We start from the raw sequence: 25,966 nt of genomic DNA, 5'->3' as shown, positions 1-25,966 counted from the left end.
CGGCAAGCCGACTCCTACCGGTCGGGGAGCTTCAGCTCTTCCTCGGTCTCGTCGGCGGAGGCCACCCCGCCCCCGAAGTTCAGGCGCCACTCGAGATCGGCGCGCGAATCCGCCTTGTTCAGGGCCTCGTCCAGCATGACGTCGCCGGTCTTGAACAGCTTGACGATCGCCTGATCGAAGGTCTGCATGCCCACGGAGCTCCCCTTGGCCATGATCTCCTTGATCTCGCTGATCTTCTCGTCGCGGATCAGCTCGGAGATGTAAGGCGTGTTGACCAGAATTTCCAGCGCGGCAACGCGTCGCCCGTCCTTGGTCTGCAGCAGGCGCTGGGCGACGATCGCACGCAGATTCAGTGACAGGTCCGACAGGATCTGCGGGCGGTTGTCCTCGGGGAACAGGTTGATCACTCGATCCAGGGCCTGGGTGGCATTGGTCGCGTGCAGGGTGGTCAGGACCAGGTGCCCGGTATCGGCATAGGTCAGCGCCGCGCGCATGGTCTCGCGCGAGCGGACCTCGCCGACCATGATCACGTCCGGGGCCTCGCGCATGCCCTCCTGCAGGGCGTGATCGAAGCTGGGGGTATCGATGCCCACCTCGCGCTGGCCGACGATGGAGCGCTTGTGGCTGAACAGAAACTCGATCGGATCCTCGACCGTCAGGATATGCCCACTCTGGTTCGTGTTGCGGTGATCGATCATCGACGCCAGGGTGGTCGACTTCCCGGTGCCGGTGGCCCCGACAATCAGGATCAGCCCGTCGTTGTAGGCCACAAACTGCTTGAGCACCTCGGGCAGCCCGAGCTGCTCGATGGTCGGGATGGCGACCCGGATGAAGCGGATGACCATCGCGACCTCGCCGCGCTGGCGATAGACATTCACACGAAAGCGCCCCAGGCCCTCGCGCGACAGGCCGAAGTTGACGGCCGTCTCGCGGTCGAAGGTCTCCGCCTGGTGTTCGCTCATCAGCTCCCGCGCAATGCTCTCGGCCTGACCGGGCGCCAGCGCCTTGCGCGAGATCGGCTGCAGCGCGCCGTCGACCTTGATACTGGCCGGCGCGCCGGTCAGAAAAAACAGGTCCGAGGCGGCCTTCTGGGCCATCAACTTCAGGTAGGGCTCGATCTGCAACTGGCTCATGTTTTCTGTTTCCCCAACGACTAGCGCAGGTTGAAGTCCTCGGCGCGCTCGTCCACGGACAGGCCTTCGCCCTCATCCGTTACGGCGGGGGCCCCGTCGTCCTGGGCTCGCTGGCTGTCGAGCTTGATGCGCAGGCGCAGGTCGTTCACCGAGTCGGCGTTGCGCAGGGCCTCGTCATAACTGATGTGGCGATGCTCGTAGAGGTCGAACAGGGCCTGGTCGAAGGTCTGCATGCCCTGCTCGCGGGACCGGGACATCAGCTCCTTGATCTCGTGCACCTGGCCCTTCAGGATCAGGTCGGCCATCAGCGGGGTGTTGATCAGGATCTCCACCGCCGGCACCCGGCCCTCGCCGCCTTCCTTGCGTACCAGGCGTTGCGAAATCACGGCCTTCAGGTTCAGCGACAGGTCCATCAGGAGCTGTTCGCGCCGGTCCTCGGGGAAGAAGTTAATGATGCGGTCCAGTGCCTGGTTGGTGCTGTTCGCGTGCAGCGTCGACAGGCACAGATGCCCAGTCTCCGCGAAGGCAACGCCGTAGTCCATGGTCTCGCGGTCGCGGATCTCGCCGATCAGGATCACGTCCGGCGCCTGGCGCAAGGTGTTCTTCAGCGCGATCTCGTAGCTCTCGGTGTCCACCCCGACTTCACGCTGAGTGATGATGCTCATCGCATGCTCGTGAACGAACTCGATGGGGTCCTCGATGGTGACGATGTGGTCGGCTGTCGTGCGGTTGCGATAGCCGATCATGGCCGCCAGCGAGGTCGACTTGCCCGAGCCGGTGCCGCCGACAAAGATCACCAGGCCACGACGCTCCTGGGTAATCTTCTCCAGCTGCGGCGGCATCTGGATGTCCTCGAACTTCGGGATCACGGAATTGATGGTTCGCAGCACCATGCCCGGGCTGCCACGCTGGGTGAAGACGTTTACGCGAAAACGCGACACGCCCTGCAAGCCAATCGCGAAGTTGCACTCCTGGTGGCGCTCGAACTCGGCCGACTGCTTGTCGTTCATCATCGAGCGAACCAGCGCCTGGGTATGCGAGGCCGTCAGGTTCTGTTCGGTCATCCGCACCACGCGGCCGTCGATCTTCGCCGCCGGCGGCATGCCCACCGTGATGAACAGATCCGACCCGTCCCGGTCCACCAGGGCCCGTAGCAGGTCGTGCATGTACTTGATCGCCTTGTCACGATCCATGGCATTCTCCCTTGGTACCCGGTCCGACGGTCAAGCGCATCGGCGGCGTGGTGGTCAGATGGAATCCGGGTTGCTGGCCTTGCGGCGGGCGTCCTCGCGGCTGATCACGCCCTGCGCGAGCATGTCCTTCAGGCACTGATCCAGCGTCTGCATGCCGGAGCCGGAACTGGTCTGGATGGTCGAGTACATCTGCGCGATCTTGTTTTCGCGGATGAGGTTCCGGATCGCCGGCGTGCCGAGCATGATCTCGTGCGCCGCGACGCGCCCGCCGCCAATCTTCTTCATCAGGGTCTGCGCGATGACCGCACGCAGCGACTCCGACAGCATGGCCCGCACCATATCCTTCTCGGCCGCCGGGAACACGTCGACGATGCGGTCGATCGTCTTGGCCGCCGAACTGGTGTGCAGGGTGCCGAACACCAGGTGGCCGGTTTCGGCCGCGGTCAGGGCCAGGCGAATGGTCTCGAGATCACGCAGTTCGCCGACCAGGATGGTGTCCGGGTCCTCGCGCAGGGCCGAGCGCAGGGCCTCGCTGAAGCCGTGGGTGTCGCGGTGTACCTCGCGCTGGTTGATCAGGGACTTCTTCGATTCGTGCACGAACTCGATCGGGTCCTCGATGGTGAGAATATGCCCGTAGTCGTTTTCGTTGCGGTGGTTGACCATGCCCGCCAGCGTGGTGGACTTGCCCGAACCGGTCGGGCCGGTCACCAGCACGATACCGCGCGGGTAGTCCGAGATCTCCTCGAAGATGCGCGGGGCACCCAACTCTTCCAGCGTCAGGACCTTGGAGGGGATGGTACGGAAGACCGCCGCTGCGCCTCGATCCTGGTTAAAGGCGTTGACACGAAAACGCGCCAGCCCCGAGATTTCGAACGAAAAGTCTGTCTCCAGGAACTCTTCGTAGTCCTTGCGCTGGCGGTCGTTCATGATGTCGTAGATCAGGCCCTGGACCTCCTTGTGGTCCATGACCGGCACGTTCACCCGGCGCATGTCGCCGTCGATACGTACCATCGGCGGCATGCCCGCGGAGATGTGCAGGTCCGAGGCCCCGTTCTTGACCGAAAAGGCCAGCAACTGCGTGATATCCATGCATCCCCCTGTTGTCGGGCGTAACGCCGACCCGCGCCAACGCCCTGGTGGCAGCCACGACCACCACCCCCTGTCGCTTATGAAGGCCCGCGCGAAAATCCGCGGTGACCTTGTGTTCTTCCGGACTATATCATAGGGAAATGACCACACCAGACCATGCCCTGAGCACCGTTCGAGCCCGTATCGAGGCCGCCTGCCGCGAGGCCGGACGCGACCCGGATTCGGTCCGTCTATTGGCCGTCAGCAAGACCCGCGGTGCGGACGAGATCCGTGCCCTGCATGCTCTGGGACAGTCCGCCTTCGGCGAGAATTACGCCCCGGAGCTGGTGGACAAGTACGACACCCTGGAGGCCGCACCCGCGCCGCTCGGCCTCGAGTGGCACTTCATCGGCGCGCTGCAAGGCAACAAGACCCGCGCGGTGGCCGAACGCGCCGCCTGGGTGCATACCGTCGACCGCGAGCGTATCGCCCGGCGCCTGTCGGATCAGCGTCCGGAGGGCATGCCGCCGCTGCAGGTATGCCTGCAGGTCAACATCAGCGAGGAACCGCAAAAGGCCGGCGTCGCACCCGGGGAGGTCGCCGCCCTGGCCGCCGCAGTGCAGGACCTGCCCGGCCTCGCGTTGCGCGGACTGATGGCCATTCCGGCCACCGCCGCCGACATCCCGCTACAGCGGGAACCCTTCGCGCGCCTGCGCGCCCTGCTCGATACCCTGAACGCAGGGGGCCATTCGCTGGATACACTGTCCATGGGGATGTCGGGCGATCTCGAGGCCGCCATTCTCGAGGGGGCAACCATCGTGCGCATCGGCACCGCCCTGTTCGGCCCGCGCCAACCCAAATGCAAGGAATCCACATGACGGAACACCGCTTCGAGGTCGGCTTCGTCGGGGCCGGCAACATGGGCGAGGCCCTGCTTCAGGGGCTGGTCCAGTCCGGCCATGCCGCCGAACGCATCGCCATCGCCGACAAGGGCGCCGAGCGCGTACGCGATCTGCAGGCGCGTTACCCGGGGCTCGCCAGTGGTAGCGCCACCGAACTGGCGGCCCAGAGCGCCACCCTGGTGCTTGCGGTGAAGCCACAGACCCTGCCGGAGCTCGCCCCGACGCTGCGCGATGCGGTGCAGCAGGGTCAACCGCTGGTGATCTCGGTAGCCGCGGGCACCACCACCACCCAGTTGGCCGGGTGGCTGGGCGACGCCACGCGCCTGGTCCGCGCGATGCCGAACACCCCGGCCCTGGTCGGCGCCGGGGTCACCGGACTCTACGCCGCCCCCACCGCAAGCCCCGAGGATCGCGCCACGGCCACCCGGCTGCTGGAGGCGGTGGGCCGCGCGATCTGGGTGGAGGACGAGGAGCAGATGCACGCCGTGACCGCCACCTCCGGCAGCGGACCGGCCTACGTGTTCCTGATGATCGAGGCGATGCAGGAGGCCGCGAAGTCACTGGGGCTGCCGGCGGATACCGCACTGGAACTGACCCTGGGCACCCTGGCCGGGGCCACCCGTCTGGCCGCAGAGGGCGACGAGAGCGCCGCGGAGCTGCGCCATCGCGTCACCTCCCCGGGCGGCACCACCGAACGCGCCCTGCAGGTCCTGGAGGACGGCGACCTGCGCGACCTGATGCGCCGCGCCATGACCGCAGCCGCCGAACGCTCGCGCGAACTCGGCCGCTGAAACCCTGAGTCACCACGAAACGCACGAAGGAGGGCCCGGTCAAGAGCGGTTGGTGGTGGGGCAATCAGCGCAGTTCTGCCAACAACTGGCGGATCATGCGCTCGGCCTGGGGGCCATAGCCGCCGCCGAACAGGTGGTCGTGGTTGAGGATGTGGTAGAGGTTGTAGAGTGTGCGCCGCACGCCATAGCCGGGGTCGATGGGCAGAATCTCCTCGTAGGCGGCGACGAAGTCCTGGCCCGGGTGACCGAACAGCTCCATCATCGCCAGGTCGGCCTCGCGGTCGCCGTAGTACACCGCCGGATCGAAGATCGTCACGCTGCCATCCGCCAGGAACCCCCAGTTGCCGCTCCACAGGTCGCCGTGCAGCAGGGAGGGTTCCGGCTGATAGTCGCTAAAGAAGCCGCCCAGCGAGGACTCCAGTTCCTCCAGCGCCCCCAGTAGCGATCCCGCCGCCCCACGCTCCCGCGCCAGCCGACGCTGGAAGCCCAGACGTTCATCACGATAGAACGCCGCCCAGTCGTCGTGCTCGGTATTCGGTTGCGGCGTACTGCCAATGAAATTGTCGTGATCCAGCCCGAAGCGCGGACGGGTCTTCTGGTGCATGTCGGCAATCCCGTGCCCCAGAGCCACCCCGTCGCGGGGGCCGCCCAGCGCCAGGTTCTCCAGCACCAGAAAGTGCGTGCCACCCGCCGATCCGGTGCCGACGACAGCGGGGATTTTCAGGCGTTCGCAGCGCGCGAGTTCTTCCAGGCCGCGCGCCTCGGCCGCGAACATCGCAGCGCCCTCGCCCCCACTCAGCTTGACGAAGAACGCCCGCCCGTCGCTTCCGGTGAAACGCTGCGCCTGATTGATGGAGCCCCCGGAACAGGCCTGGCTTCCTGTTGGCTCGAAGGGCATTCCGGTATGGTCGGCAATACACTGGGCCACCGCCGCCGTCACGGCATCGGGGCCCGTTGAATCGAATTGGTTCATCCTTGGCATCCGGGTTCCATGTCAGTGTGCAGGTTACCGGCTGTCGCAGGATCCGTCAGGAGACCCCCATGGCCTTTCGCAAGCTCGAACCTCTGTGCGACAAGATCGGCGCCGAGCGCATCCGCGCGGTGATCGACGACTTTTACCGCCGCCTGTCGGCCGACCCCCAGATCGGCCATCACTTCGCGCGCATCCAGGATTTTCCGGATCACGTGAAACGCATCGCCGATTTCTGGTACATGAACCTGGGCGGGCGCCTGGAAGAGCCGCCGACCATCGACATGGTCGGCAAGCACGCACCGCTGAACCTGACCGAGGCCGACCTGGCCGTCTGGATGCGCCACTTCAAGGCCACGACCGAGGAGCACCTGGAGCCACCTCTGGCGGCCGAATGGCAGCAATTGGCCGACGGCATCGCCAGTCGCATGCGCGAGGACATCATCCGCGGCTGACCCGCCTTTGTTTGCACCACGAAACACACCAAGGCACGAAGAAGGGCCACGTCCAGGTCAAGCACCGTTCAGAGGAAGCCGGGAGCATTGTGGCGTGGCGACGGGCGAGCCCCGTGCCTGGAGCCTTTGCGGTCGCCGTTGGCGATGCCCTGCGGCGAGGGCCCGTGGCGGATGTCCGTCACCAAATCGGCTCCTGACAGGCCGTCGCGCCAGGGGTCGGCAGAGGCCTCAGGCCTCCGGGCGATCGAGCGCCTGCTGCTCTTCAAGCCTTCCGGTTGCAAACCGCCCTTGGCCTTCTTCGTGGCTTTGTGCGCTTCGCGGCGGGCAGACTAGCAGGCGTTGTCGGTATAACCCGGGGCGTCGCAGAAGGCACGGCTGAGGGTGATGCCCGCCTCGCCAGGCAGTGTGGCCAGGTGGCGTTCGCGGCTCGCGGCGAGGCCATCCTGCGGCGTGACCGGATACAGCAGGGTGGCCAGCGACGGCGGCTCCTGCCCCAGGCGGACCGCGTACAGGATGCGGTAGGCAAACACACGGCGGATGTAGTCGCGGGTCTCGGAGAACGGGATCAGTTCGGCCCAGATATCCGGATCCATCGCGCGGTCCTCCGGCAGCCAGGAACTCACGCGGTGGGCGCCGGCATTGTAGGCCGCGGAGGACAGCATGCTGTGGCCTCCGAAACGGTCGAGATTGCGCCGCAGGTAGTAGGTGCCAAGCCGGGCATTGGTCGCCGGGTCGAGGATGTCCCAGTCGGAGTTCACGCGCACACCCGCCGCCGAGGCGATCGACCGACCCGTCGCGGGCATGACCTGCATGATACCCAGCGCCCCGGCACCGGAACGGACGTCGTAGAGGAAGGCACTCTCCTGGCGTGCGATCGCCATGGCCCAGGCCGGGTCGATACCCTGTTCACGGGCGCCGGCCACGATCAGGTCATCAAAGGCGAGCGGGAAGCGCAGCTCGATGTCGTCCCAGTTGCGGGCGCGCGCCGCGGTGAAGATCGCGCGGTCGTGCCAGCCCCAGTCGGCGAAGGTGCGCGCCGCCGCCTCCAGCTCTGCAGTATCCATGTCGGCCACGGCGTGCGTCCATTCGCGGCGGGCCTCGGCGTTACGGTCCAGGCGGACCAGTTCGCGCATGCGCTGCATGCCGGCGTGCGTGCGCATGGCGGCACGCTGCCCGTCTTCCAGCACCAGGGGCTGATGCCCGATGCGATAGGGCTGCCCCAGGCGGTCGGCCGCCAGGAAGCCGTAGAAGTTGCGTTCGCGGGCCGCGCGCTCGTAGAAGCCGCGTGCGGCCTCCAGCGACTCGATCTGTTCCAGGGCACGGGCATACCAGTACTGCCACGCCGCCTCGTCGCGCACGTCGCGATCCATGGCGCGGATCGCGTCCATCACCACCTCCCAGTCGCGCTCGTACAATGCCGCGCGCACCTGCCACTGGCGCAACTGGGTGTCGAACACCTCGGGCTCCAGGGCCGCCATGAAGTCCAGCGCCTCGGGGCGATAGCGCAGCGCGAGGCGCAGGGCCAGGGCATGCTGCACGCGCCCGGCCGATTCGGAAGACAGGCCGAGATCACGCCCGTCCTTCTCCCAGCCTTCCAGGGCGGCATCCAGGTCCTGGCGGATCCAGCGGGTGAAGGCCCGCTCCATCAGCGCCTCGGCCGAGCGGTGAGCACCGGCGTCGAAGTCGGCCTCCACAACCCGTGCGGGCTGGCTGGCCAGATCCAGCCAGCGCTCCGCCCACGGGCGGTCATCGCGGTCAAGGTAGCGGCGCAAGTAACGAGCCAGACCCGTCTGTCCCGCCTCGACGGCCAGCACGAATCGATCCCAGGCGAGTTCACCGGTCAGCCCACCGGCATCGCGCCAGGCCTTCAGGGCCGGGTCGCAGGCCGAAGGGCGCGACTGCCCGTGCAGCCAGATGGACTCCACGTCCTCCAGGGCCGCATCGCGTTCTCCCGTCTCCAACAGCGCCTGGCGGCGATTGCAGTCCTGCTCGACGGACAGCGAACGGTCCGAATCGAGGAATTCGAGATACGCCCCCCACTGCTCTTCGCGCGCGAGATGCGTCAGATAGCTCCCGTGCAGCCGGGCTGCCAGCGGGGTGTCGTCATGCTCGCGTACAAAGCGGCGCACGGCATCCGGGTCGGCGCGATTGAGATTGCGCGCCAGATCGCGGTAATCCAGGTAAGGGGTCAGTGGGTAGCCGGTCAGGGTGCTGCGCGCGGCGCGGTAGGCCGTCATGTCGCCGCGGTTCAGGGCGCGCTCGGCGAGCAGGTACAGGCTGCGCTCGAAGACATAAAGGTCTTCTTCGCCAGCGGCCGCCGGCAGCGCCGCCGCCAGGACCAGCAACAGGCCGGCCAGCCCGGCGATTACGTTCCTGGATTGGAGCATGCCCCGCCCTCGTATCAATGGTTTCCTATCATCGGCCTGCACCGGGACGCTTGCAATGAGAATCCTCCGGTTTCGCGCGACGCGGGCGGCAGTTCCGGCATTCCGGGGTTTCAAGAGCCCCTTAACCCGTCTCCAGGGTGCGAAACTCGCCCCGCGCGAGACCATCGAGGGTCCAGGAGTCGACCCGGTAACGCACCAGGCGCAGGGTCGGGTGACCCACCGCCGCGGTCATTCGGCGAACCTGGCGGTTGCGCCCCTCGCGCAGGGTGAGCGCCAGCCAGCGGGTCGGGATATGGCGCCGAAAACGCACGGGTGGGTCGCGCTCCGGGATGTCCGGCGGGTCCATGCGTTCCACCTGCGCCGGGCGGGTCAGGCCATCCTTCAACTCGACACCCTCGCGCAGGGCATGCAACGCGGCATCGTCGGGTTCGCCCTCGACTTGAACCCAGTAGGTCTTGCTGGTCTTGTGCTGTGGCTGGGTCAGACGCGCGTTCAGACGCCCATCGTCGGTCAGGACCAGCAGGCCCTCGCTGTCACGGTCCAGACGACCGGCCGGATAGACCCCGGGGATCGCGATGTAGTCGGCCAGTGTCGGACGACCCTCGGGGTCGGTGAACTGGGGCAGGACACCCCAGGGCTTGTGGAACAATACGACCCGGGCCATAACCAGCGCCTCAGTCGCAGCGCAGGGTGACGCGTTCGGCAAAGTGCCGGCCGAGGTCGTAATCCACGCTGGCGCTATAGTCCAGCGCCAGCGCGCGCGCCACCAGCGCCGGATCCGGGCGCGGCCGTTCGAGCCGGGCCTGACAGGTCGCATCCACCAGTCCGGACGCATCAAGAATCTCCGTACCATGCGGGTCCTGATGCAGGATCTCGATGAAATACGTCGGGTCGTAGACCCGGTAGGCCAGCGGCTCGTCGGTCGGATCGACCGGTTGCTCCAGCTCCAGCCGGAAGCGGAAGTGCAGCAGCCCCGCGTCCATGGCCATCTGGGGATCGGCGGCGGCCGCGATCCCGAGCGCCTCTCCAGCCACCTCCAGGTGGCTGTACCAGCGGTACTCGTCCAGATTGTCGAGGATCTCGGTGGCAAGCCCCTGCAGGCGCGCCTCCGGCGTATCGCCGGACTGATGCTCCTGGGCATCGTCGTACAGGTACTGCCCGTAGGTCGGGTCGAAGCGCCAGTGATGGAGCATATGGGTGATCTGCCCCTCGCCGTCGCGCTCGAAGCTGATCCGCAGGTCGATCCAGGCATGCGGGTGCGCCTGTACGCCGGCCGGCAGAAGCACGAGCGCGGCCAGCACCACGCCGCCCAGGATGTGCAGGCGGCGCATCATGCCGTCTGCCTCGTATCCGTCAGGCCCCAGGCGCCGGCGGCGGCCAGGAGCCGGGCGTGGTAGGCGGGGGCAACACCCAGGTCGTGCAGCCAGGCGGACGCGTCCGGATCGGGGCCCGTCGGATGCAATTCTCCGGGCGCTGGCAGATCCGGGATACGGTCGGCGAGGCCGGTCAGCCGGCGCGAGCGGCGCAGCCGGTCGGCCTGCCCGGCGATGGCCGCGGCTACGGCGGGCGCGCGACGGATGTTGCAGCGGGTGACGGCCGGCGGGTCGGCCAGGACCGTGTCGAGGTCGCGCAACCGGCGCAGGATACGCGCGGCCGTCTTCGGTCCGACCCCGTCGATTCCGGGAATGTTGTCGCTGGCATCCCCGGCCAGGGCCAGCATGTCCGCGACTTGCTCGGGGCGGATGCGAAAGCGCTTTTCGATGGCGCGACGATCCATGTCGACCCCGCGCTCCGGGTCGTGCAGGCGATCCTGCCCGCCTAGGATGACCTGGGTCAGATCCTTGTCGGCACTCTTCACATCGATGCGATAGCCGGCCACGCGCCCGGCGCGGGCCAGGCTGGCGATCAGGTCGTCGGCCTCGTACTCCGCGTCGGCCAGAGTCGCAAACCCCAGCCGGCCCAGCAGTTCGCGGATGCGCGCGAACTGCTCGCGCAGCTCCGGCGGGGCCGGCGGGCGATGGGCCTTGTAGGCAGGGTCAATGCGGTGACGAAAACCCCGGCGCAGGCCGGTGTCGAAACAAAAGGCCACCGGACCCGGCGCGCAGGCCGGCAACCACTGGCAGAGCGAGTGCACCAGGCCGTGCAGCGCACCGCCCGGCCGGCCCTGCGGATCCGGATCCAGGCCACGCGCGAACCAGGCGCGAAAGACAAAGATGCTGCTGTCGACCAGGGTCAGGGTCGGCAACCGCGCATCCGGCACTGGGCCGGCGTCAGGCGAGGCGTTCAAGGTCCTTCCGCACGCCAGCGATGGACTGGTCGAAGCCCGCGCGCTCCTCGGCATTCAGTTCCAGCTCGATGGCACGCTCCATCCCGCCCTGACCGAGGATGCAGGGCACGCCCATGGCCACGTCGCGCTCGCCGTATTCGCCGTCCAGCAGGGCCACCGTGGGCAGCACCCGCCGCCGATCCAAGGCGATCGCCTCGACCATCTCGGCGATGGCCGCCGCCGGGGCGCCGTAGGCGCTGGAGGTCTGCTTCAGGGCCAGGATCTCGGCACCGCCGTGCCGGGTTCGCTCGACGATGTTGTCCAGCGTGGCCTGATCCATGAAGTGATCCAGCGGCACACCGTTGATGGACGAATAGCGCAGCATCGGAACCATGGCATCGCCGTGGCCGCCCAGCACCAGCGCCTGAATGTCATGGGTGGAAAGGCCGGTCTCCAGCGCGATGAAGGCGGCCATGCGCGAGGTATCCAGCACCCCGGCCTGGCCGAAGATACGGTCGCGGCTCCAGCCGGTCTTCTGCCAGGCGCGGTAGGTCAGCACATCCACCGGGTTGGAGACCACCAGGATCCGGCTCTGCGGGGCATGAACCAGGATGTCCTGCAGGATCACGTCGAGGATTTCGACGTTCTTGTCCAGCACGTCGGAGCGCGACATGCCGGGCTTGCGCGGCAACCCGGCGGTGATGATCACCAGCTCCGCTCCAGCGATCACCGACGCCTCGTGGCTGCCGGTCAGCCGGGTATCGAAACGCAGCAATGGTGCGGTTTCCTGGATATCCAGCGCCGCACCGGCCGCCGCGCCCTCGCGCACGTCCAGCAGCGCGATCTCGCGGGCGATGTCGCGGCGGGCCAGAAACTGGGCGGTGGATTCGCCGACGCGTCCGGCGCCGACAATGGCGATCTTCTGCATGCGCTGCTCCTCCTACAGGACTGCGTTACAGGCGGGCGACCCCGCTGTCGCGGGCGGCCTGACTGATCGCCTGCGGCACGGTGTCGATCAGACGCGGATCGAACGGGGTCGGCAGGATGTAGTTCGGGCCGAATTCGAGCGTCTCCAGCCCGTAGGCATCCAGCACCACCTGCGGGACGGGCTCGCGGGCCAGTCCGGCCAGGGCGTGTACCGCGGCCACCAGCATCTCGTCATTGATCGTCCGGGCGCGCACATCCAGCGCGCCGCGGAAGATGAACGGGAAGCCGAGCACGTTGTTCACCTGGTTCGGGTAGTCCGAGCGCCCGGTGGCCATGATCAGGTCGTCGCGGGTTGCGTGCGCCAGCTCCGGACGGATCTCCGGGTCCGGGTTGGACAGGGCGAAGACAATCGGCTTCGGCGCCATGGACCGCAGCATCTCCGCGGTCAGCAGGTCCGGGCCGGACAGCCCAATGAATACGTCGGCACCGGCACAGGCATCGGCCAGGCTGCGCGCGTCGGTGTCCACCGCGAAGATCTGCTTGTATTCGTTCAGGTCATCGCGCTGGCTGTGGATGACGCCCTTGCGATCCACCATGAACAGGTTCTTCTTCGCCGCGCCCAGGCGGACCAGCAGCTGCATGGACGCGATCCCCGCAGCCCCGGCGCCGACACAGACGATCTTTGCCTCGCTCAGTTTCTTGCCCTGGATCTCCAGCGCATTGACCAGGCCGGCCGCGGTGATGATCGCGGTGCCGTGCTGATCGTCGTGAAAGACCGGGATATCCAGGCGTTCGGACAGGCGGCGCTCGATCTCGAAGCAGTGCGGCGCAGCAATATCTTCCAGATTGATGCCACCAAAGCCGCCGGCAATGCGCGCGACCGTGTTGATGAAGTCCTCCGGCTGCGCGGCGTCCACCTCGATATCGAAGACGTCGATATTGGCGAAGGCCTTGAACAGTACGCCCTTGCCCTCCATCACCGGTTTGGACGCGAGCGCACCCACGTTACCCAGCCCCAGCACCGCGGTGCCATCGGTAATCACTGCGACCAGGTTGCCCTTGCCGGTGTAGCGATAGGCCAGCTCCGGGTCCTCGGCAATCGCCCGCACCGGCGCGGCGACGCCCGGCGAGTAGGCCAGCGACAGATCATCCTGGGTGGCGGTGGGCTTGGTGATGTGGATCGCCAGCTTCCCGGCCGGCTGCTGCTCGTGGTATTCCAGCGCGCGCTGGTTGAAATCCTTGGACATGGTGTAGCGAGGCCTTTTGTCGGACGGTTGCTTCAGAAACAGGTGCAGGCCCGGTGCGGTAGGCCCGCACCGGAAACAAAATCAGTTGACTGGGTGGGTAGGGACAGACCCGCGCCGGGCCTCGTCATACAAAGGGCGGTACTGGTCGGCCAGACGGGTGAGTTCGCGCTGGCGCGAAGCCGGTGCCGGGTGAGTGCTCAGGAATTCCGGCTGACCGCCATTGGCCTGGGCAGCCATCTTGCGCCACAGGCTGGCTGCGGCATCCGGGTTGTACCCGGCCCGCGCCGCCAGCTCGATACCGATGCGGTCGGCCTCGGATTCCATGCCCCGGCTGTGCGGGAGCTGCACGGCGAGCACGGCCCCCAGTGCCGCCCCGGTCAGGGCCACCTGCGAACGGTCGCCGGAGAGGGCGTAACCCGTCAGGGCCAGATTGCTGGCCAGCGCGACCGACATCTTTTCCGCCGTATGCGCCGACAGCGCGTGGGCAATCTCATGCCCGATGATCTGCGCGAGCTCGTCATCGGTCAGCTCCAGCTGTTCGATGATGCCCGAGTAAATCGCCATCTTGCCGCCCGCCATGGCGAAGGCGTTGACGGTATCCGGCGCCTCGATCACCGCGATCTCCCAGTCCCAGTCCGCGGTCTCGGGACGGTATTTGACCGCCTGCGCAACCACCTTTTCGGTGATGCCCTGCACCCGCGCGGTCATCGCAGGATCGGCATTGATGCGACCCTCCTCGCGCGCCGGAGCCAGCATCTCGACGTAGGCGCTGCGCGACGCATCGATCGCCTGATTCTCGGAGACCAACATCAGCTGCGAGCGTCCGGTCACCGGATTGGTGGTACAACCGGGGATCGCCACGGCCAGGCCGGCGGCGACCAGAACCGTCAGGAACAGAGAGGCCAGACGACCGCGAGCGGTCCGCCAGGACTTGGAAAGAGCACGCATTATTCCGGTACCTCTAGATCGAGCGGATGGCGTATGCGCATCCGGAGTCGGTCTCTCCAAGGATACACCTGACCGCGCACAATCACCGCCTCGCCGTTCAAGGTATCGGGCTGGAGATCGGGCCAGTGATCGCGGTCACGCCCGCGAATCAGGACGTCCAGCGGCCCGTCCAGCTCCAGCACCCAGTGCCGCGACGTCTCGCGCACCGCCACCACCTCGCCTCGCACCCGCAGCCGGCCCTGGCGCAGGGCACCGGAACGCGGGTCCAGGATCCGGACCGGCAGGGCGGCCGGGCGCTCCAACCACAGACCCCGCTGCCCTGCCCGTGCTTCGGCCTCGGCCACGTAGAAGCAGGTATCCAGGGCGGCCGGCTGCGGCCCGGGGCGCGGCATCGCTTCGCCGGCGGCAATCAATTCGGCCGCCAGCAACGGCCCGCCGGGCAGCCAGGCATGCATGCGCAGGCGCCCTTCGGCGTCCCGGGCGGGACGGCCCGGGCGCAGGATCAGCCGCTGATCGACCGCGTCCAGCCGGGCGGCCAGTGCCTCGCGGAGCCCCTCGTGAAGATGCAGGGGTCGCATCGGGCCGGCCCTCTCCGGCAGTGGCGCGGCCGGGGCCAGACCAATCACCTGAACGGTCCGCCCATCGGTCAACCGCAGACTATCGAAGCCCTGGACGCGCTCCACCTCGACCTCCTGAAGCCCGCGCGGATCCTGATCCGCCAGCCGGCACTCGGCCCGGGCCGCAGTGGCCAGCAGCACCAGGGCCAAGCCCACAACGCAGACGAGGGCGCCCCGCAGGACGCCCTCGTCGGGTCGGACAACGCCCGCCGCAGCAGTCACGTGTCCGTTCGCGTTGCGCGCCATCCGGCGCGCCGCAGCCTCAGAATGCGAAGCGGCGGTTGAACTTGTCGACCTGGCCGGCGGTATCAACGATCTTCTGCTTGCCGGTGTAGAACGGATGGCATTGCGAGCACACGTCCAGGTGCATCTCCTCGCCGGAGAGCGTGGAGCGGGTCTCGAACTGCGTACCGCAGCTGCAGATAACCTTGACGTTGTGGTAGTTCGGATGGATGTCGGCTTTCATGGTCGGCTCACGCAGGTTCTGGCGAAAAGTCCGATAGCATAGCGGTGCTACCCGCCCGAGCGCAAGACCGGGTTGCGACGGCATTTGCAGAGCGCGTTTCAACTCTGGGTGACAACTGCCTGAATGGCCGGGTGGTTTTACCCGCGCGGACAACCTGTGGATAACTTTGTGGACGAATTGTCGCACCCGGAACGGAATCCACCAAAAACGTCAAGTGGGAAATGCCCGGCCTCGGCAAAACAGAACCGCAATACACTGATTATTCCGCATTAATTCCACCCCCCAGTCGACGGCCATTCAGCCAGACCCGGGGCCATCGCTTCCCGCGGGGTATCGGCGTGCTCTGTGCATAAGGGCCGCCGTATGTCCATCGTTAGCCCCTGACTTTCGGGGCAATCGCGGTGTAGATGGCCGAATAATCCGCATCGGCCAGGCCCTGTTCACGCGCCTGATCCAGCAGATCCGCCAGCAGCGGCAGCCACGGCCCCACCAAATGGGCATCCTCCACCGCGCGCTCGGTCAGGCGCACATCCTTCAGCAGGTGCTTGACCGGAAAGTTGGCGGTACCGAAGTCGCCGGACAGCATTTTGTCCAGCTTCTTGTCGAAGGTCGGGGCATACAGGGCACTGTCGCGCAGGATCTCCATGAAGGTATCCACCTCCACCCCCTCGCGCCGCACCAGTCCCAGGCTGAGGGAAAACGCCGCCGTGAGACTCGCGATCAGCTGGTTGAAGGCCAGCTTCAGCGCCGCCCCCTGCCCGACCGAACCGACATGCCGGGGTGTCTCGCCCAGAGCCGCCAGTACCGGCTGGGCCCGGGCAAAGTCGGCCTCGCGGTCGGCGCCCGCCATGATCAGCAGACGGCCATCCCGGGCCTCGGGGATGGAACCCAGCACCGGCGCCTCCAGGTAGCAGGCGCCGGCGCCCCGCACCCGTTCCGCCAGGGCCCGGCTCTCGGCCGGCAGGATGGTCGCCATCTGGATCACGCAGCGACCATCCAGCGCGCCGGCCGGCAAGGCATCCAGCACGGCATGGATGGCCGCGGCATCACTCAGCATCAGCACCAGCACGTCCGCCTCCGCGACGGCCGCGGCGGGTGAACTGTGAACGGAGACCCCCTCGGCCGCCAGATCGCTTGCGCGCGCGACCGTGCGGTTGTAGGCCACCACGGGAAATCCGGCCTGCAAAAGACGCAGGCCCATGGGTTGCCCCATGAGCCCGCATCCCAGCAGCGCCACTCGGGACGCAGCCATCGTTACCCCCTACTTGATCTTGTCGTCCAGATCTTCCGTATACCCCAGCAGGGTATGCGGCGGCGGGGCCTCCTTCTGGTACTTGCTCGGGGTAACCGCTTCGGTCTGATGCAGGCTCTTCCACAGGCCGAACACCATGATCAGCATGATGACCGAGAACGGCAGCCCGACACTGATCGCGGCCGCCTGCAACGCGGCCAGACCGCCCGCCAACAGCAGGATGGACGCGACCACCCCCTCGAGGATGGCCCAGTACACGCGCTGGGTGACGGTCGGGTTGCGCACGTCACCGGAGGCCAGGGTGTCGATCACCAGCGAGCCGGAGTCCGAGGAGGTCACGAAGAAGGTGACGATCAGCACCGTCGCCGCCGCCATCACGGCCACGGACAGCCAATCCCACAGCGGCATGGCCTGGAGGGTCACGAACAGCGCGGTGGACATGTTCTCCGACACGGCGCCAGTCAGGTCGACCACACCCTCGAGCTCGTAGCTCATCGCAGTGCCGCCGAACACGGCCAGCCAGACGAAGGCCGCGGCGGTCGGGGCCAGCAGCACGCCGGCGACGAACTCGCGAATGGTGCGGCCACGCGAGACCCGCGCAATGAACATACCGACATACGGGGCCCAGGAGATCCACCAGCCCCAGTAGAAGATGGTCCAGGAGGTCGCCCAGCCGGAATCCTCGATCGTGTCGGACCACAGGCTCATCTCGGGCAGGAACTGAACGTAGACGCCGGTGCTCTCCACCAGGAGGCGCAGGATGAACAGGGTCGGGCCCATGACCAGCAGCAGCGCGATCAGGATCACCGCCAGACCGATATTGAAGTTCGACAGGCGCTTGATGCCCTTGTCGACGCCCAGCGCGACCGACCCGACGGCGATCAGGGTAATGATCGCGACCAGCACGATCTGCATGGAGGTGGATTCCTCGATCCCGAACACGAAGTTCAGGCCCGAGTTGATCTGCATGACGCCCAGGCCCAGCGAGGTCGCCACGCCAAACATGGTGCCGAACAGCGCCACCACGTCCACCAGATGCCCCCAGGGGCCATAGATCCGGTCACCGATGAAGGGGTACAGCGAGGAACGGATCAGCAGCGGGAGATTGTGGCGGTAGGCGTAATACGCCAGCGACAGGCCGACGACAATATAGATCGCCCAGGCATGCAGCCCCCAGTGGAAGAAGGTATAGCGCATCGCCTCGACAGCCGCCGCGCCGGTCTCGCCCTCGACGTGCGGTGGGCTGAGGTAGTGGTACATCGGCTCGGCGATGCTCCAGAACAGCAGCCCGATCCCCATACCCGCGGAGAACAGCATCGCGAACCACGCGGTGTAGCTAAAGCGCGGGGCCTCGAACTGATCGCCCAGGCGCACCCCACCGTAACGGCTGAACATCAGGTACAGGGAGAAGACCAGGAACACGGTGACGACCAGCATGTAGTACCAGCCGAGATACTCCCCGATGCCGCTTTGCAGCTGGGCAAAGACCGCTTCGGCGGTGTCCGGGAAGATCGCCCCGAACAGCACGAACAGTGCGATCACGATGCTGGCGGTGTAGAAGACCGGGCTGCAGATCACGCCAAAGCCGCCGAGGCGGGTTTGCGTCAGACCGGGGGTGGACTGCTCATCCATTCGGTTTCCCCTTGTATTCTTGTGGCGAACGCGGGCCGGCGCGGGCTTGCTCCGAACGTGCTCCGGGAGCCGCACAGGATCACGCCCGTTGGGCGTTGCCGCAGTAGGTGGGACAAAGCCACCGTAGCGAAAGACTACTCCGACTGCAAAAACGTGAAGGGCTTCGCACCCGGCGTCATATCCTGCGCCATATCCGGGGCCATATTACGCCGCCTCGGCGACTGGAGCACGGGCCAGCAACAGGGCGCGGGCCTGCCCGCCCTGACGCTCGCGCTCGATCTCCCAGCCACCCGCAGCGAGGAACTCGAGGTCCGCCTCGGACTCGATTTCCACGTAGATCCGGCTGTCCGCGTGCAGCCAGTCGTGCGCGCGAAGGGCCTCCAGCACCGGCGCCACCCGGCCCTGGCCGAATGGCGGATCCACCAGCACCAGATCGAAGGGCAACCCGTCGGGCGGTTCCCCGGCCAGCAGGCGCAGGGCGTCATCCCGGCGCACGCTCACCTGCTCGGCCCCCAGGGTCTCGCAGTTGGCCTGAAGCTGGGCCGCGGCACGGGCATCGCGCTCGACCAGCAGTACCGAGTCCGCCCCGCGCGAGGCCGCCTCCAGCCCCAACGCCCCGGTGCCGGCGAACAGGTCGAGCACGCGCGCGCCCGGGAGTCGCGGCTGCAGCCAGTTGAACAGGGTCTCGCGCAGGGCGTCCGCGGTCGGGCGCAACCCGCCGACCCCGAGCACCGGCAACCAGCGGCGCCGCCAGGCCCCGCCGATGATGCGGATGCGCGCGGGGCGTCCGGCGGGGGCGCGCCTACTCCTGGCCACCCACGATCACCGTGACCATCGCTTCCGGGTTGATGCGCTCGCGCAACCGCGCGTTCAGGTGATCCAGCTCGACCGCCTCCATGCGTTCGATGTAGCGCTCCAGATAATCCAGCGGCAGATCATAGAAGGCGATCATACCGAGCAGACCGACGATGTCGCTGTTCGAGGCCAACGACAGCGGGAAGCTGTTGACCACGTTCTCGCGCGAGGCCTCCAGCTCGTCGGCATCGATACCCTCGGCATGCCAGCGCTCGAGTTCCTCGCGCAGCGCGGTCACCGCCTCGTCCGCCTGATCGACCCCGGTCTGCATCCCGATACGGAAGGGACCCTCGACCGCCATGGGCTGAAAGCGGCTGCTGACCGAATAGGCCAGCCCGCGCGCGCTGCGAATCTCCAGGAACAGGCGCGAGATAAAGCCGCCCCCGCCGAAGGCATGGTTGGCCAGGGTCAGGGCATAGTGGTCATCCTCGCCGCGGCGCAGGGTCGGGGCCCCCATGTGGATATGGGCCTGCTCGGAAGGGAAGTCGATACGCTCCTCGACCGGGTCCTCGCGCGGTTCCACCGCGGGCAGCGGTTCCACCGCAGGCCCCTGCGGCAGGGCGGCGGAGATGCGTGCCGCCGCAGCCTCGGCCTCACTGCGGCTCAGCCCGCCCGTGATCGCCAGGGCGCCGTTGGCCGTGGTGTAGTGGCGCTCGTAGAACGCGCGGGCATCCGCGGGCTGCAACGCCTCCAGGGTCTCGCGCTCGCCGCCCGGCCAGTTGGCGTAGGGGTGATCGCCATACATCAACTCGTAGAAACGCCGGGTGGCAACGCTCCCGGGATCCTGGCGCTCGCGCTGCAGCCCCTGCAGGGCCTGGCGCCGGGCTCGATCGAAATCGGCCTCCGGGAAGGCGGGCTCGGCCAGGACTGCGGACATGGTCTCCAGCGCCGCGTCCATCCAGTCCGGCTCGGTCAGGCTACGCAGGCTGACGATGGCCATGTCGCGCAGTGCCGTGGTGCTGAACTGCGCGCCCACCGACTCGAAACCCTCGGCCAGCGCGTCCGCATCCATCTCCGCCGTGCCATGCTGCAGGGCGCTGCTGGTCAACGAGGCCAGGCCATTCTGGTCGCCGTCGCGCGAGGCCCCGCCGTCGAAGGTCAGGCGCAGGTCGACCATCGGCAAATCCGGCGCCGCCACGTACAGCACGCGCAGCCCCTCGTCGGTCTCCCACTCCTCGATCTCCACCGCCTGGGCCGGCAGCGCCAGCGCCAGCAGCCCGACCAGGGCTACCAGGAATCCCGTTCGCATCATGTTGCCTCCCGTCATCACATACCCCCCGCGGTATCGCCATAGGGCTCTACCGCACCCGGATCGGGCGGGTCGTCACCATCCAGGGGCTGCGGATCGAGAATGCCGACCGTGCGTCGTTCCGGCACTAGGTACTCGCGCACCACGCGCTGCACATCCTCGGCAGTCACCGCACGCACGCGCTCGACGAAGCGATCGCCTTCCTGCCAGCCGACGCCGATGATCTGCAGCATGCCCAGCTGGAAGGCCTGGGAGCGCACCGAGTCACGCTGATACACCTCGGAGGCGATCACCCGCGCCTGCACCCGTTCCAGTTCGCTGTCGCTGACCGGCTCGTCCTTCAGCCGCTCCACCTGCTCCAGCAGGGCCGCCTCCAGCGTCTCCACATCCGTGGCAGCCGTGGGCACCGCCGCAATCATGAACAGGTCATCCAGCCGGCTGAACGGGCTGTAGCGGGCCGAGGTCGCGCCGGCCAGTTCTTCGCCCCGTACGATCTCGCGGGCAAAGCGCGAGGCCTCACCAGAATCCAGGATCCCGGCCGCCACCATCAGTGCGTAGACATCCACCGGGTCGTCCACGGTATTCAGAACCGGCGCCTTCCAGCCCATCAGCAGGTAGGGTAGCTCTGCGGGGGCCTCGACGATGATGCGGCGTTCGCCCTTTTGCGGCGTCTCGGCGCGCGGCTTCGTCTCCGGGAGATCACCCGCCGGGATGTCCCCAAAATGCTCCCGGGCCGCCTCGATGACCCGCTCGGCATCGACATCGCCGACCACCACGACCACCGCGTTGTTCGGGTGGTAATAGCGGTCATACCACGCCTGATTGTCTTCCAGGGTGTAGGCCTCGATATCGCTCATCCAGCCGATCACCGGATTGCCATACGGATGATTGAGGAAAGCGGTGGCCATCAACTGCTCGCGCACCAGAGAGTTGGGCTGGTCCTCCACGCGCAGACGGCGCTCTTCCTTTACAACGTTCAATTCCGGACGGAACTCGTCTTCCTGCAGCTTCAGGTGCTGCATGCGCTCCGCCTCCATCGCCATCATGGTCTCCCAGTGATCACGCCCGATGATCTGGAAATAACCCGTGTAGTCACGGCCGGTAAAGGCATTCTCGCGCCCGCCCAGACGCGAAACGATGCGCGAAAACTCGCCGGGCTCATACTGCTCGGTCCCGCGAAACATCATGTGCTCCAGCATGTGCGAGATGCCGGTCACGCCGCTGTGCTCGTCGGCCGACCCGACCCGGTACCAGACCATGTTGGCCACCACCGGGGCACGCCGGTCCTCCAGCACCAGGACCGTCAGGCCGTTGTCCAGCGTAGTTTCGACCACCTTCGATTCGATCTCGGGCGTCGCGGCCAGGACCCCGACGGGCCAGGCAAAGACAAACGCCGTAACGAGCACTGTGACCAGGTTTTTACCGCGCATGATTCATGAATCCTCGTGCTAGCATTGGCGAACTCTCTACTTGACCACATCGAGCATGTTCGGTTTCCGCAAAAAGAAGTCCGAAGACCCGGCCACCCCCGACGCGGAGGCACCTGGCAGCGAGCCGGAGAAGCCCGCCCGCGGCGGCTGGTTCCAGCGCCTGCGCAAGGGCCTGGCCAAGACCGGGCAGGTCCTGGGCGGCGACCTGGGGTCGCTGCTCCGGCGCAAGATCGACGACGAACTGTTCGAGGAGCTGGAAGAACGCCTGCTCCTCGCGGACGTGGGCCTGGATGCGACCCAGCGGATCATGGATCGTATCACCCGCGAGGTGAAACGCGGACAACTGGATGATGCCGAGGCCCTGATGGACGCCCTGGAGGCGGCCATGATCGAGATCCTCGAGCCGGTCTCGCGCCCCCTGGAGATCCCGGAGGCCGAACGCCCCTTCTCCATCCTCGTCGTCGGCATCAACGGCGCCGGCAAGACCACCACCATCGGCAAGCTGGCCCACCACCTGCAGGCGGACGATCGCTCCGTGCTGCTGGCGGCCGGCGACACCTTCCGCGCCGCGGCGGTGGAACAACTGCAGACCTGGGGCGAGCGCAATGGCGCTCCGGTGATCGCCCAGGGCACCGGGGCGGATTCCGCCTCGGTGGTCTACGACGGCCTGCAGGCCGCGCAGGCGCGCGGCATCGACGTGATGATTGCCGACACCGCCGGGCGCCTGCACACCCAGACCAACCTGATGGACGAGGTGCGCAAGGTGAAGCGCGTAATGGGCCGGCTGGACGAACACGCCCCGGACGAGGTCCTGCTGGTGGTCGACGGCGGCACCGGCCAGAACGCCCTGAACCAGGCCCGTCAGTTCCACGAGGCCCTGGGCCTGACCGGAATCGTCGTGACCAAGCTGGACGGCACGGCCAAGGGCGGCGTGCTGTTCGCGCTGGCCGAACAGCTGGGCATTCCGGTGCGATTCATCGGGGTCGGGGAAAAGGCCGAGGATCTACAGGTCTTCGATGCCCGCGCCTTCGTGCGCGCCCTGCTCGGCCGCGATAGCGACTGACGAGCACACCGGATGATTCGTCTGCAACGTGTCACCAAGCGATTCGGCAGCGCGTCCGAGGCGCTCAGCAACGTCAGCCTGCGCGTGGACCCGGGTGCGATGGCCTTCATCACCGGGCCCTCCGGCGCCGGCAAGAGCACCCTGCTGCGCCTGATCGCCGGGCTCGAGCGCCCGACCCGCGGGCGCATCCGGGTCAACGGCCACGACCTCGACCGCCTCTCCAACCGCGCGATTCCCGGGTTTCGCCGCAGTATCGGACTGGTGTTCCAGGATCATCGCCTGCTGTTCGACCGCCCGGTGTTCGACAACGTCGCCCTGCCGCTGGAGATCCTCGCCTACCGCCGCCCGGAGATGCGCAAACGCGTGCGCGCGGCGCTCGACAAGGTCGGGCTGCTGCACAAGGAGGGGGTCAACCCGCGCACCCTGTCGGCGGGCGAACAACAACGTGTCGGCATTGCCCGGGCCATCGTCCACCGGCCGGTCCTGCTGCTGGCAGACGAGCCCACCGGCAACCTCGATCCAGCGTTGTCGCGCGAGATCCTGCAACTGTTCGACGACTTCAACCGGGTCGGCATGACCGCCCTGATCGCCAGCCATGACCTCGGCCTGGTCGAACGCATGGGCAAGCCGGTCCTGCACCTGGAAGACGGACGCATCGAGGCGCGCGCGGCTGCGGGGGCCCCGGCATGAAGCCGGGCCGTCGCCTGCAGGACACCGTGCCGGCCTGGCTGGAGGCCCATCGGGATGCCGCCCGGCGCAGCCTGCAGCGCCGCCTGCAGGCCCCGGTTCTGAGCCTGATCAGCATTGCCGTGCTGGGCTTCATCCTCGCCCTGCCGGCCTACCTCTGGGTCCTGCTGGACAACGCCCGCGCCCTGTCCGCCCACGTGGACCACGACCCACGCATCGCCCTCTACCTCGACGGCGTGGAGGCGGCCACGGTCGCGGATCTGGAACGCCACCTGGAGACCGATGCCCGGGTAGAACGCTGGATCTGGATCGATGCCGACGAGGCCCTGGCCCGCTATCGCGAGGGCCTGGCCGACCCGGGCCTGCTGGACTGGCTGGACGAAAACCCGCTGCCGGACGTGGTGGATGTGGTCCCCGCGACCGCGGATCCCGAGACGGTTGCGGCGCTGCGCGAGGCGCTTGCGGCCACCGTGCCGGGTGCGACGGTGGTCAGCGACGACGACTGGGTGCGGCAGTTGAACAGCCTGCACCAGCTGGGGCTGCGCATCCTGTCGGTGGTGGGCGCCCTGCTGGGGCTGGGGGCGTTGCTGATCCTGGCCCTGGCGACTGCCTCGGAGCTGCGCGAACGCCGGGAAGAGATCGCCATCTCGCGGATCAGCGGGGCTACCCACCGGTTCCTGCGTCGACCCTCCCTCTACGGCGGCGTGATGACCGGCCTGGGCGGCGGCATTTTCGCCGGCATCCTGCTGCTCATCGGGATCGGCCTGAGCCGGGCGCCACTGGAACAGGCCGCGGCCGCGTTCGATCTCGAGTTGGGGCTGTCCCTGCCCGGGGCCACCCATCTCCTGGCCCTGCTCCTGGCCGGACTCCTCCTCGGCTGGCTGGGCGCCCGGCTGGGCAGCGGCCATGCCCTGCGGGATGCCCCCTAGGGGCACGCGCCCCGGACGAAACGTCCGGAACCTTTGCAGGGTTTAGCACTCCAATTCACAGACTGCTAATGTAGAGTCATGACTCGGGAGGAAACACCACGCATGAACCAGGCCCTGACCACTCCACGCATCGACATGCCCGTACCGGTGGGCAACCTTGATCACTACATGCAGGCCGTTGGCCGCATCGAGGTGCTGGACGCCGAGCACGAGCGTGAACTGGCCGTGGCGCTGCACGAGCGCCAGGACCTGGATGCGGCACGCCAGCTGATCCTGCACAACCTGCGTTTCGTGATCCACGTTGCGCGCGGCTACAAGGGGTATGGCCTGCCCCTGGGGGATCTGATCCAGGAAGGCAACGTGGGCCTGATGAAGGCCGTCCGCCGTTTCGACCCGAATCAGGGCGTGCGCCTGGTGTCCTTTGCCGTGCACTGGATTCGCGCCGAGATCCACGAGTTCATCCTGCGCAACTGGCGCATCGTGAAGGTCGCGACCACCAAGGCCCAGCGCAAGCTGTTCTTCAACCTGCGCAGTGCCAAGCAGCGTCTCGGCTGGCTGTCCAATGCCGAGGTCTCCGCCGTGGCGCAGGATCTGGGCGTCTCCGAAAAGGACGTCTGGGAGATGGAACGCCGCCTCTCGAGCCAGGATGCGAGTTTCGACCCGGGCCCCGAAGCCGACGATGAATACGGCTACCAGGCCCCGTCGGAACGCCTGAGCCTGGAGGACCTGAGCGACGACCCCGCCAATGTGACCGAGGACGAGGACTGGGACCGTCACTATCAGGAACGCCTTAGCGAGACCCTGGGCGAACTGGACGAGCGTTCGCGCACCATCCTGATGCGCCGCTACATGGCCGATCAGAAGGCGACACTGCACGAGCTGGCCGCGGAGTACGGCGTTTCGGCCGAGCGCATCCGCCAGATCGAGAACAGCGCGATCAAGCGCATCCGGGCCGCCTTCGACGACTGACGCTTTCGCACCCTCGCGAACCAAGGGCCCCGAACGAAAAAGGCCCCGGCATCAAGCCGGGGCCTTTTTGTTGCCGGGTGCAGCGGGACCAAGCCCGGCACCCGGCACGGTTCCATGCCCGATCAGCCGAACAGGATCACCGAGAAGAAGCTAATCCAGGACCAGATAATCAGGCCGACCGTGAACGTCAGCGGAAAGTTGGGGAAAGTAAACCACTCGCGCATCTCGAAGCCCTCGGGAAATTTCAACCAGAATAAGCAAAGGGTAAGCGGGTCCGGAGCGCGGCGCAAGTTCGACCGAGGTCAGCGCTGGGACTTTTGCCGACCCCCACCGGTCGCGTCGGGAGGGGCCTCCTCGCCGGATCCGGTCGGGATACGCGGGTCATCATCGTCCATCAGGATGCGATGCGCCGGGCCCTGAAGATCGTCGTACTGCCCCGAGCGGATGGCCCAGAACAGCACCACGCCCACCACCAGGGCGAACAGCATGGCCAGCGGGATCAGCAGGTAGAGGATTGACATGTTTCCAGT

26 protein-coding genes are annotated in these 25,966 nt (G+C 67.2%); 7 read left to right on the top strand and 19 right to left on the bottom strand.

The annotated features are described in order from the left end of the window. Positions 1-14: 14 nt before the first annotated feature. Genes F792_RS0106785 through F792_RS0106775 form a run of 3 tightly spaced genes read right to left on the bottom strand, consistent with a single transcriptional unit; the run spans position 15 to position 3,415 of the window. Complete coding sequence (locus F792_RS0106785) at positions 15-1,133, bottom strand: PilT/PilU family type 4a pilus ATPase (protein ID WP_018168931.1); 1,119 nt, start codon at positions 1,131-1,133, stop codon at positions 15-17. 20 nt (positions 1,134-1,153) lie between these two features. Beyond that, entirely contained in the window at positions 1,154-2,326 is a 1,173-nt protein-coding gene (locus tag F792_RS0106780) for a PilT/PilU family type 4a pilus ATPase (RefSeq protein ID WP_018145115.1), read from the bottom strand. Between the two features lie 54 nt (positions 2,327-2,380). Further along, the gene (locus F792_RS0106775; protein WP_018145114.1) at positions 2,381-3,415 is read right to left on the bottom strand and encodes a type IV pilus twitching motility protein PilT; all 1,035 of its coding nucleotides are present in this window, start codon (positions 3,413-3,415) and stop codon (positions 2,381-2,383) included. A 140-nt stretch (positions 3,416-3,555) separates the two neighbouring features. On the opposite strand from F792_RS0106775, the gene F792_RS0106770 reads away from it, so the two are divergent. After that, a complete protein-coding gene (locus F792_RS0106770; protein WP_018168930.1) occupies positions 3,556-4,272 on the top strand; it encodes a YggS family pyridoxal phosphate-dependent enzyme in 717 nt (238 codons plus the stop codon). Then, positions 4,269-5,087, top strand: coding sequence for a pyrroline-5-carboxylate reductase (gene proC, locus F792_RS0106765; protein ID WP_018168929.1), 819 nt, complete (start codon positions 4,269-4,271; stop codon positions 5,085-5,087). The genes F792_RS0106770 and proC overlap by 4 nt, the downstream gene beginning before the upstream one ends. Before the next feature lie 64 nt (positions 5,088-5,151). Here proC and F792_RS0106760 read toward each other — a convergent pair whose 3' ends face one another. Beyond that, on the bottom strand, positions 5,152-6,060 hold the full coding sequence (locus F792_RS0106760) for a fructosamine kinase family protein (protein ID WP_018168928.1): 909 nt from the start codon (positions 6,058-6,060) through the stop codon (positions 5,152-5,154). A 68-nt stretch (positions 6,061-6,128) separates the two neighbouring features. Between F792_RS0106760 and F792_RS0106755 the strand changes: the two genes are divergently transcribed. Beyond that, positions 6,129-6,512, top strand: a complete 384-nt coding sequence (locus F792_RS0106755) for a group III truncated hemoglobin (protein ID WP_018168927.1) — start codon at positions 6,129-6,131, stop codon at positions 6,510-6,512. 329 nt (positions 6,513-6,841) lie between these two features. Here F792_RS0106755 and F792_RS0106750 read toward each other — a convergent pair whose 3' ends face one another. The 14 genes from F792_RS0106750 to F792_RS0106685 all read right to left on the bottom strand — a co-directional run bounded on the left by F792_RS0106750 (position 6,842) and on the right by F792_RS0106685 (position 21,788). Further along, on the bottom strand, positions 6,842-8,899 hold the full coding sequence (locus F792_RS0106750) for a transglycosylase SLT domain-containing protein (RefSeq protein WP_018168926.1): 2,058 nt from the start codon (positions 8,897-8,899) through the stop codon (positions 6,842-6,844). Between the two features lie 121 nt (positions 8,900-9,020). Then, entirely contained in the window at positions 9,021-9,563 is a 543-nt protein-coding gene (locus F792_RS0106745; RefSeq protein ID WP_018168925.1) for a pseudouridine synthase, read from the bottom strand. 10 nt (positions 9,564-9,573) lie between these two features. Continuing rightward, positions 9,574-10,233, bottom strand: a complete 660-nt coding sequence (locus tag F792_RS0106740) for a DUF1007 family protein (protein WP_018168924.1) — start codon at positions 10,231-10,233, stop codon at positions 9,574-9,576. Continuing rightward, positions 10,230-11,186 (bottom strand): 5'-3' exonuclease H3TH domain-containing protein, encoded by a 957-nt coding sequence (locus tag F792_RS0106735; protein ID WP_196799402.1) that lies wholly within the window; start codon positions 11,184-11,186, stop codon positions 10,230-10,232. The genes F792_RS0106740 and F792_RS0106735 overlap by 4 nt, the downstream gene beginning before the upstream one ends. Continuing rightward, the gene (mdh, locus tag F792_RS0106730) at positions 11,170-12,093 is read right to left on the bottom strand and encodes a malate dehydrogenase (RefSeq protein WP_018168922.1); all 924 of its coding nucleotides are present in this window, start codon (positions 12,091-12,093) and stop codon (positions 11,170-11,172) included. Before mdh ends, F792_RS0106735 begins: the two co-directional genes overlap by 17 nt. Before the next feature lie 25 nt (positions 12,094-12,118). After that, positions 12,119-13,339, bottom strand: a complete 1,221-nt coding sequence (locus tag F792_RS0106725) for a malic enzyme-like NAD(P)-binding protein (protein WP_018168921.1) — start codon at positions 13,337-13,339, stop codon at positions 12,119-12,121. 81 nt (positions 13,340-13,420) lie between these two features. Continuing rightward, positions 13,421-14,287: a M48 family metallopeptidase gene (locus tag F792_RS0106720; protein ID WP_018168920.1), complete on the bottom strand. Its 867-nt coding sequence runs from the start codon at positions 14,285-14,287 to the stop codon at positions 13,421-13,423. Beyond that, the gene (locus F792_RS0106715; RefSeq protein ID WP_018168919.1) at positions 14,287-15,150 is read right to left on the bottom strand and encodes a thermonuclease family protein; all 864 of its coding nucleotides are present in this window, start codon (positions 15,148-15,150) and stop codon (positions 14,287-14,289) included. The genes F792_RS0106720 and F792_RS0106715 overlap by 1 nt, the downstream gene beginning before the upstream one ends. 16 nt (positions 15,151-15,166) lie before the next feature. Then, positions 15,167-15,370 carry a 50S ribosomal protein L31 gene (gene rpmE / locus F792_RS0106710; protein WP_018145101.1) on the bottom strand — a complete coding sequence of 68 codons (204 nt, stop codon included), beginning with the start codon at positions 15,368-15,370 and terminating at the stop codon, positions 15,167-15,169. A gap of 373 nt (positions 15,371-15,743) precedes the next feature. Beyond that, positions 15,744-16,622 carry an NAD(P)-dependent oxidoreductase gene (locus F792_RS0106705; RefSeq protein WP_077276958.1) on the bottom strand — a complete coding sequence of 293 codons (879 nt, stop codon included), beginning with the start codon at positions 16,620-16,622 and terminating at the stop codon, positions 15,744-15,746. Between the two features lie 9 nt (positions 16,623-16,631). Continuing rightward, entirely contained in the window at positions 16,632-18,254 is a 1,623-nt protein-coding gene (locus F792_RS0106700; RefSeq protein WP_018168917.1) for a BCCT family transporter, read from the bottom strand. A gap of 204 nt (positions 18,255-18,458) precedes the next feature. Next, positions 18,459-19,070 carry a 16S rRNA (guanine(966)-N(2))-methyltransferase RsmD gene (gene rsmD / locus F792_RS0106695; RefSeq protein ID WP_018168916.1) on the bottom strand — a complete coding sequence of 204 codons (612 nt, stop codon included), beginning with the start codon at positions 19,068-19,070 and terminating at the stop codon, positions 18,459-18,461. Further along, entirely contained in the window at positions 19,057-20,361 is a 1,305-nt protein-coding gene (locus tag F792_RS0106690) for a pitrilysin family protein (protein ID WP_018168915.1), read from the bottom strand. Before F792_RS0106690 ends, rsmD begins: the two co-directional genes overlap by 14 nt. A 14-nt stretch (positions 20,362-20,375) precedes the next feature. Next, entirely contained in the window at positions 20,376-21,788 is a 1,413-nt protein-coding gene (locus F792_RS0106685) for a pitrilysin family protein (RefSeq protein WP_018168914.1), read from the bottom strand. Between the two features lie 55 nt (positions 21,789-21,843). On the opposite strand from F792_RS0106685, the gene ftsY reads away from it, so the two are divergent. The 4 genes from ftsY to rpoH all read left to right on the top strand — a co-directional run bounded on the left by ftsY (position 21,844) and on the right by rpoH (position 25,436). After that, positions 21,844-22,851, top strand: a complete 1,008-nt coding sequence (ftsY, locus tag F792_RS0106680; protein ID WP_018168913.1) for a signal recognition particle-docking protein FtsY — start codon at positions 21,844-21,846, stop codon at positions 22,849-22,851. A 12-nt stretch (positions 22,852-22,863) separates the two neighbouring features. Then, positions 22,864-23,541, top strand: coding sequence for a cell division ATP-binding protein FtsE (gene ftsE / locus F792_RS0106675; protein WP_018145094.1), 678 nt, complete (start codon positions 22,864-22,866; stop codon positions 23,539-23,541). Further along, positions 23,538-24,467 carry an ABC transporter permease gene (locus F792_RS0106670; protein WP_018168912.1) on the top strand — a complete coding sequence of 310 codons (930 nt, stop codon included), beginning with the start codon at positions 23,538-23,540 and terminating at the stop codon, positions 24,465-24,467. The genes ftsE and F792_RS0106670 overlap by 4 nt, the downstream gene beginning before the upstream one ends. Before the next feature lie 102 nt (positions 24,468-24,569). Next, positions 24,570-25,436 (top strand): RNA polymerase sigma factor RpoH, encoded by an 867-nt coding sequence (gene rpoH / locus F792_RS0106665; RefSeq protein WP_018145092.1) that lies wholly within the window; start codon positions 24,570-24,572, stop codon positions 25,434-25,436. A gap of 302 nt (positions 25,437-25,738) precedes the next feature. Here the strand turns inward: rpoH and ccoS are convergent, their stop codons facing one another. Further along, entirely contained in the window at positions 25,739-25,957 is a 219-nt protein-coding gene (gene ccoS / locus F792_RS0106655; RefSeq protein WP_018145090.1) for a cbb3-type cytochrome oxidase assembly protein CcoS, read from the bottom strand. Positions 25,958-25,966: the final 9 nt, after the last annotated feature.

The organism is Thioalkalivibrio sp. ALMg9 (assembly GCF_000380625.1).
Lineage (GTDB): Bacteria > Pseudomonadota > Gammaproteobacteria > Ectothiorhodospirales > Ectothiorhodospiraceae > Thioalkalivibrio > Thioalkalivibrio versutus.
The sequence above is the reverse complement of the archived record's forward strand: the minus strand, read 5'-3'. Positions and strand labels throughout refer to the sequence as shown.

Bases quoted from the DNA above. Each gene is read 5' to 3' on its own strand.
- F792_RS0106785 (WP_018168931.1), bottom strand. From the start codon at position 1,133: ATGAGCCAGTTGCAGATCGAGCCCTACCTGAAGTTGATGGCCCAGAAG.
- F792_RS0106780 (WP_018145115.1), bottom strand. From the start codon at position 2,326: ATGGATCGTGACAAGGCGATCAAGTACATGCACGACCTGCTACGGGCC.
- F792_RS0106775 (WP_018145114.1), bottom strand. From the start codon at position 3,415: ATGGATATCACGCAGTTGCTGGCCTTTTCGGTCAAGAACGGGGCCTCG.
- F792_RS0106770 (WP_018168930.1), top strand. From the start codon at position 3,556: ATGACCACACCAGACCATGCCCTGAGCACCGTTCGAGCCCGTATCGAG.
- proC (WP_018168929.1), top strand. From the start codon at position 4,269: ATGACGGAACACCGCTTCGAGGTCGGCTTCGTCGGGGCCGGCAACATG.
- F792_RS0106760 (WP_018168928.1), bottom strand. From the start codon at position 6,060: ATGAACCAATTCGATTCAACGGGCCCCGATGCCGTGACGGCGGCGGTG.
- F792_RS0106755 (WP_018168927.1), top strand. From the start codon at position 6,129: ATGGCCTTTCGCAAGCTCGAACCTCTGTGCGACAAGATCGGCGCCGAG.
- F792_RS0106750 (WP_018168926.1), bottom strand. From the start codon at position 8,899: ATGCTCCAATCCAGGAACGTAATCGCCGGGCTGGCCGGCCTGTTGCTG.
- F792_RS0106745 (WP_018168925.1), bottom strand. From the start codon at position 9,563: ATGGCCCGGGTCGTATTGTTCCACAAGCCCTGGGGTGTCCTGCCCCAG.
- F792_RS0106740 (WP_018168924.1), bottom strand. From the start codon at position 10,233: ATGATGCGCCGCCTGCACATCCTGGGCGGCGTGGTGCTGGCCGCGCTC.
- mdh (WP_018168922.1), bottom strand. From the start codon at position 12,093: ATGCAGAAGATCGCCATTGTCGGCGCCGGACGCGTCGGCGAATCCACC.
- F792_RS0106725 (WP_018168921.1), bottom strand. From the start codon at position 13,339: ATGTCCAAGGATTTCAACCAGCGCGCGCTGGAATACCACGAGCAGCAG.
- F792_RS0106720 (WP_018168920.1), bottom strand. From the start codon at position 14,287: ATGCGTGCTCTTTCCAAGTCCTGGCGGACCGCTCGCGGTCGTCTGGCC.
- F792_RS0106715 (WP_018168919.1), bottom strand. From the start codon at position 15,150: ATGGCGCGCAACGCGAACGGACACGTGACTGCTGCGGCGGGCGTTGTC.
- rpmE (WP_018145101.1), bottom strand. From the start codon at position 15,370: ATGAAAGCCGACATCCATCCGAACTACCACAACGTCAAGGTTATCTGC.
- F792_RS0106705 (WP_077276958.1), bottom strand. From the start codon at position 16,622: ATGGCTGCGTCCCGAGTGGCGCTGCTGGGATGCGGGCTCATGGGGCAA.
- F792_RS0106700 (WP_018168917.1), bottom strand. From the start codon at position 18,254: ATGGATGAGCAGTCCACCCCCGGTCTGACGCAAACCCGCCTCGGCGGC.
- F792_RS0106690 (WP_018168915.1), bottom strand. From the start codon at position 20,361: ATGATGCGAACGGGATTCCTGGTAGCCCTGGTCGGGCTGCTGGCGCTG.
- F792_RS0106685 (WP_018168914.1), bottom strand. From the start codon at position 21,788: ATGCGCGGTAAAAACCTGGTCACAGTGCTCGTTACGGCGTTTGTCTTT.
- ftsY (WP_018168913.1), top strand. From the start codon at position 21,844: ATGTTCGGTTTCCGCAAAAAGAAGTCCGAAGACCCGGCCACCCCCGAC.
- ftsE (WP_018145094.1), top strand. From the start codon at position 22,864: ATGATTCGTCTGCAACGTGTCACCAAGCGATTCGGCAGCGCGTCCGAG.
- F792_RS0106670 (WP_018168912.1), top strand. From the start codon at position 23,538: ATGAAGCCGGGCCGTCGCCTGCAGGACACCGTGCCGGCCTGGCTGGAG.
- rpoH (WP_018145092.1), top strand. From the start codon at position 24,570: ATGAACCAGGCCCTGACCACTCCACGCATCGACATGCCCGTACCGGTG.
- ccoS (WP_018145090.1), bottom strand. From the start codon at position 25,957: ATGTCAATCCTCTACCTGCTGATCCCGCTGGCCATGCTGTTCGCCCTG.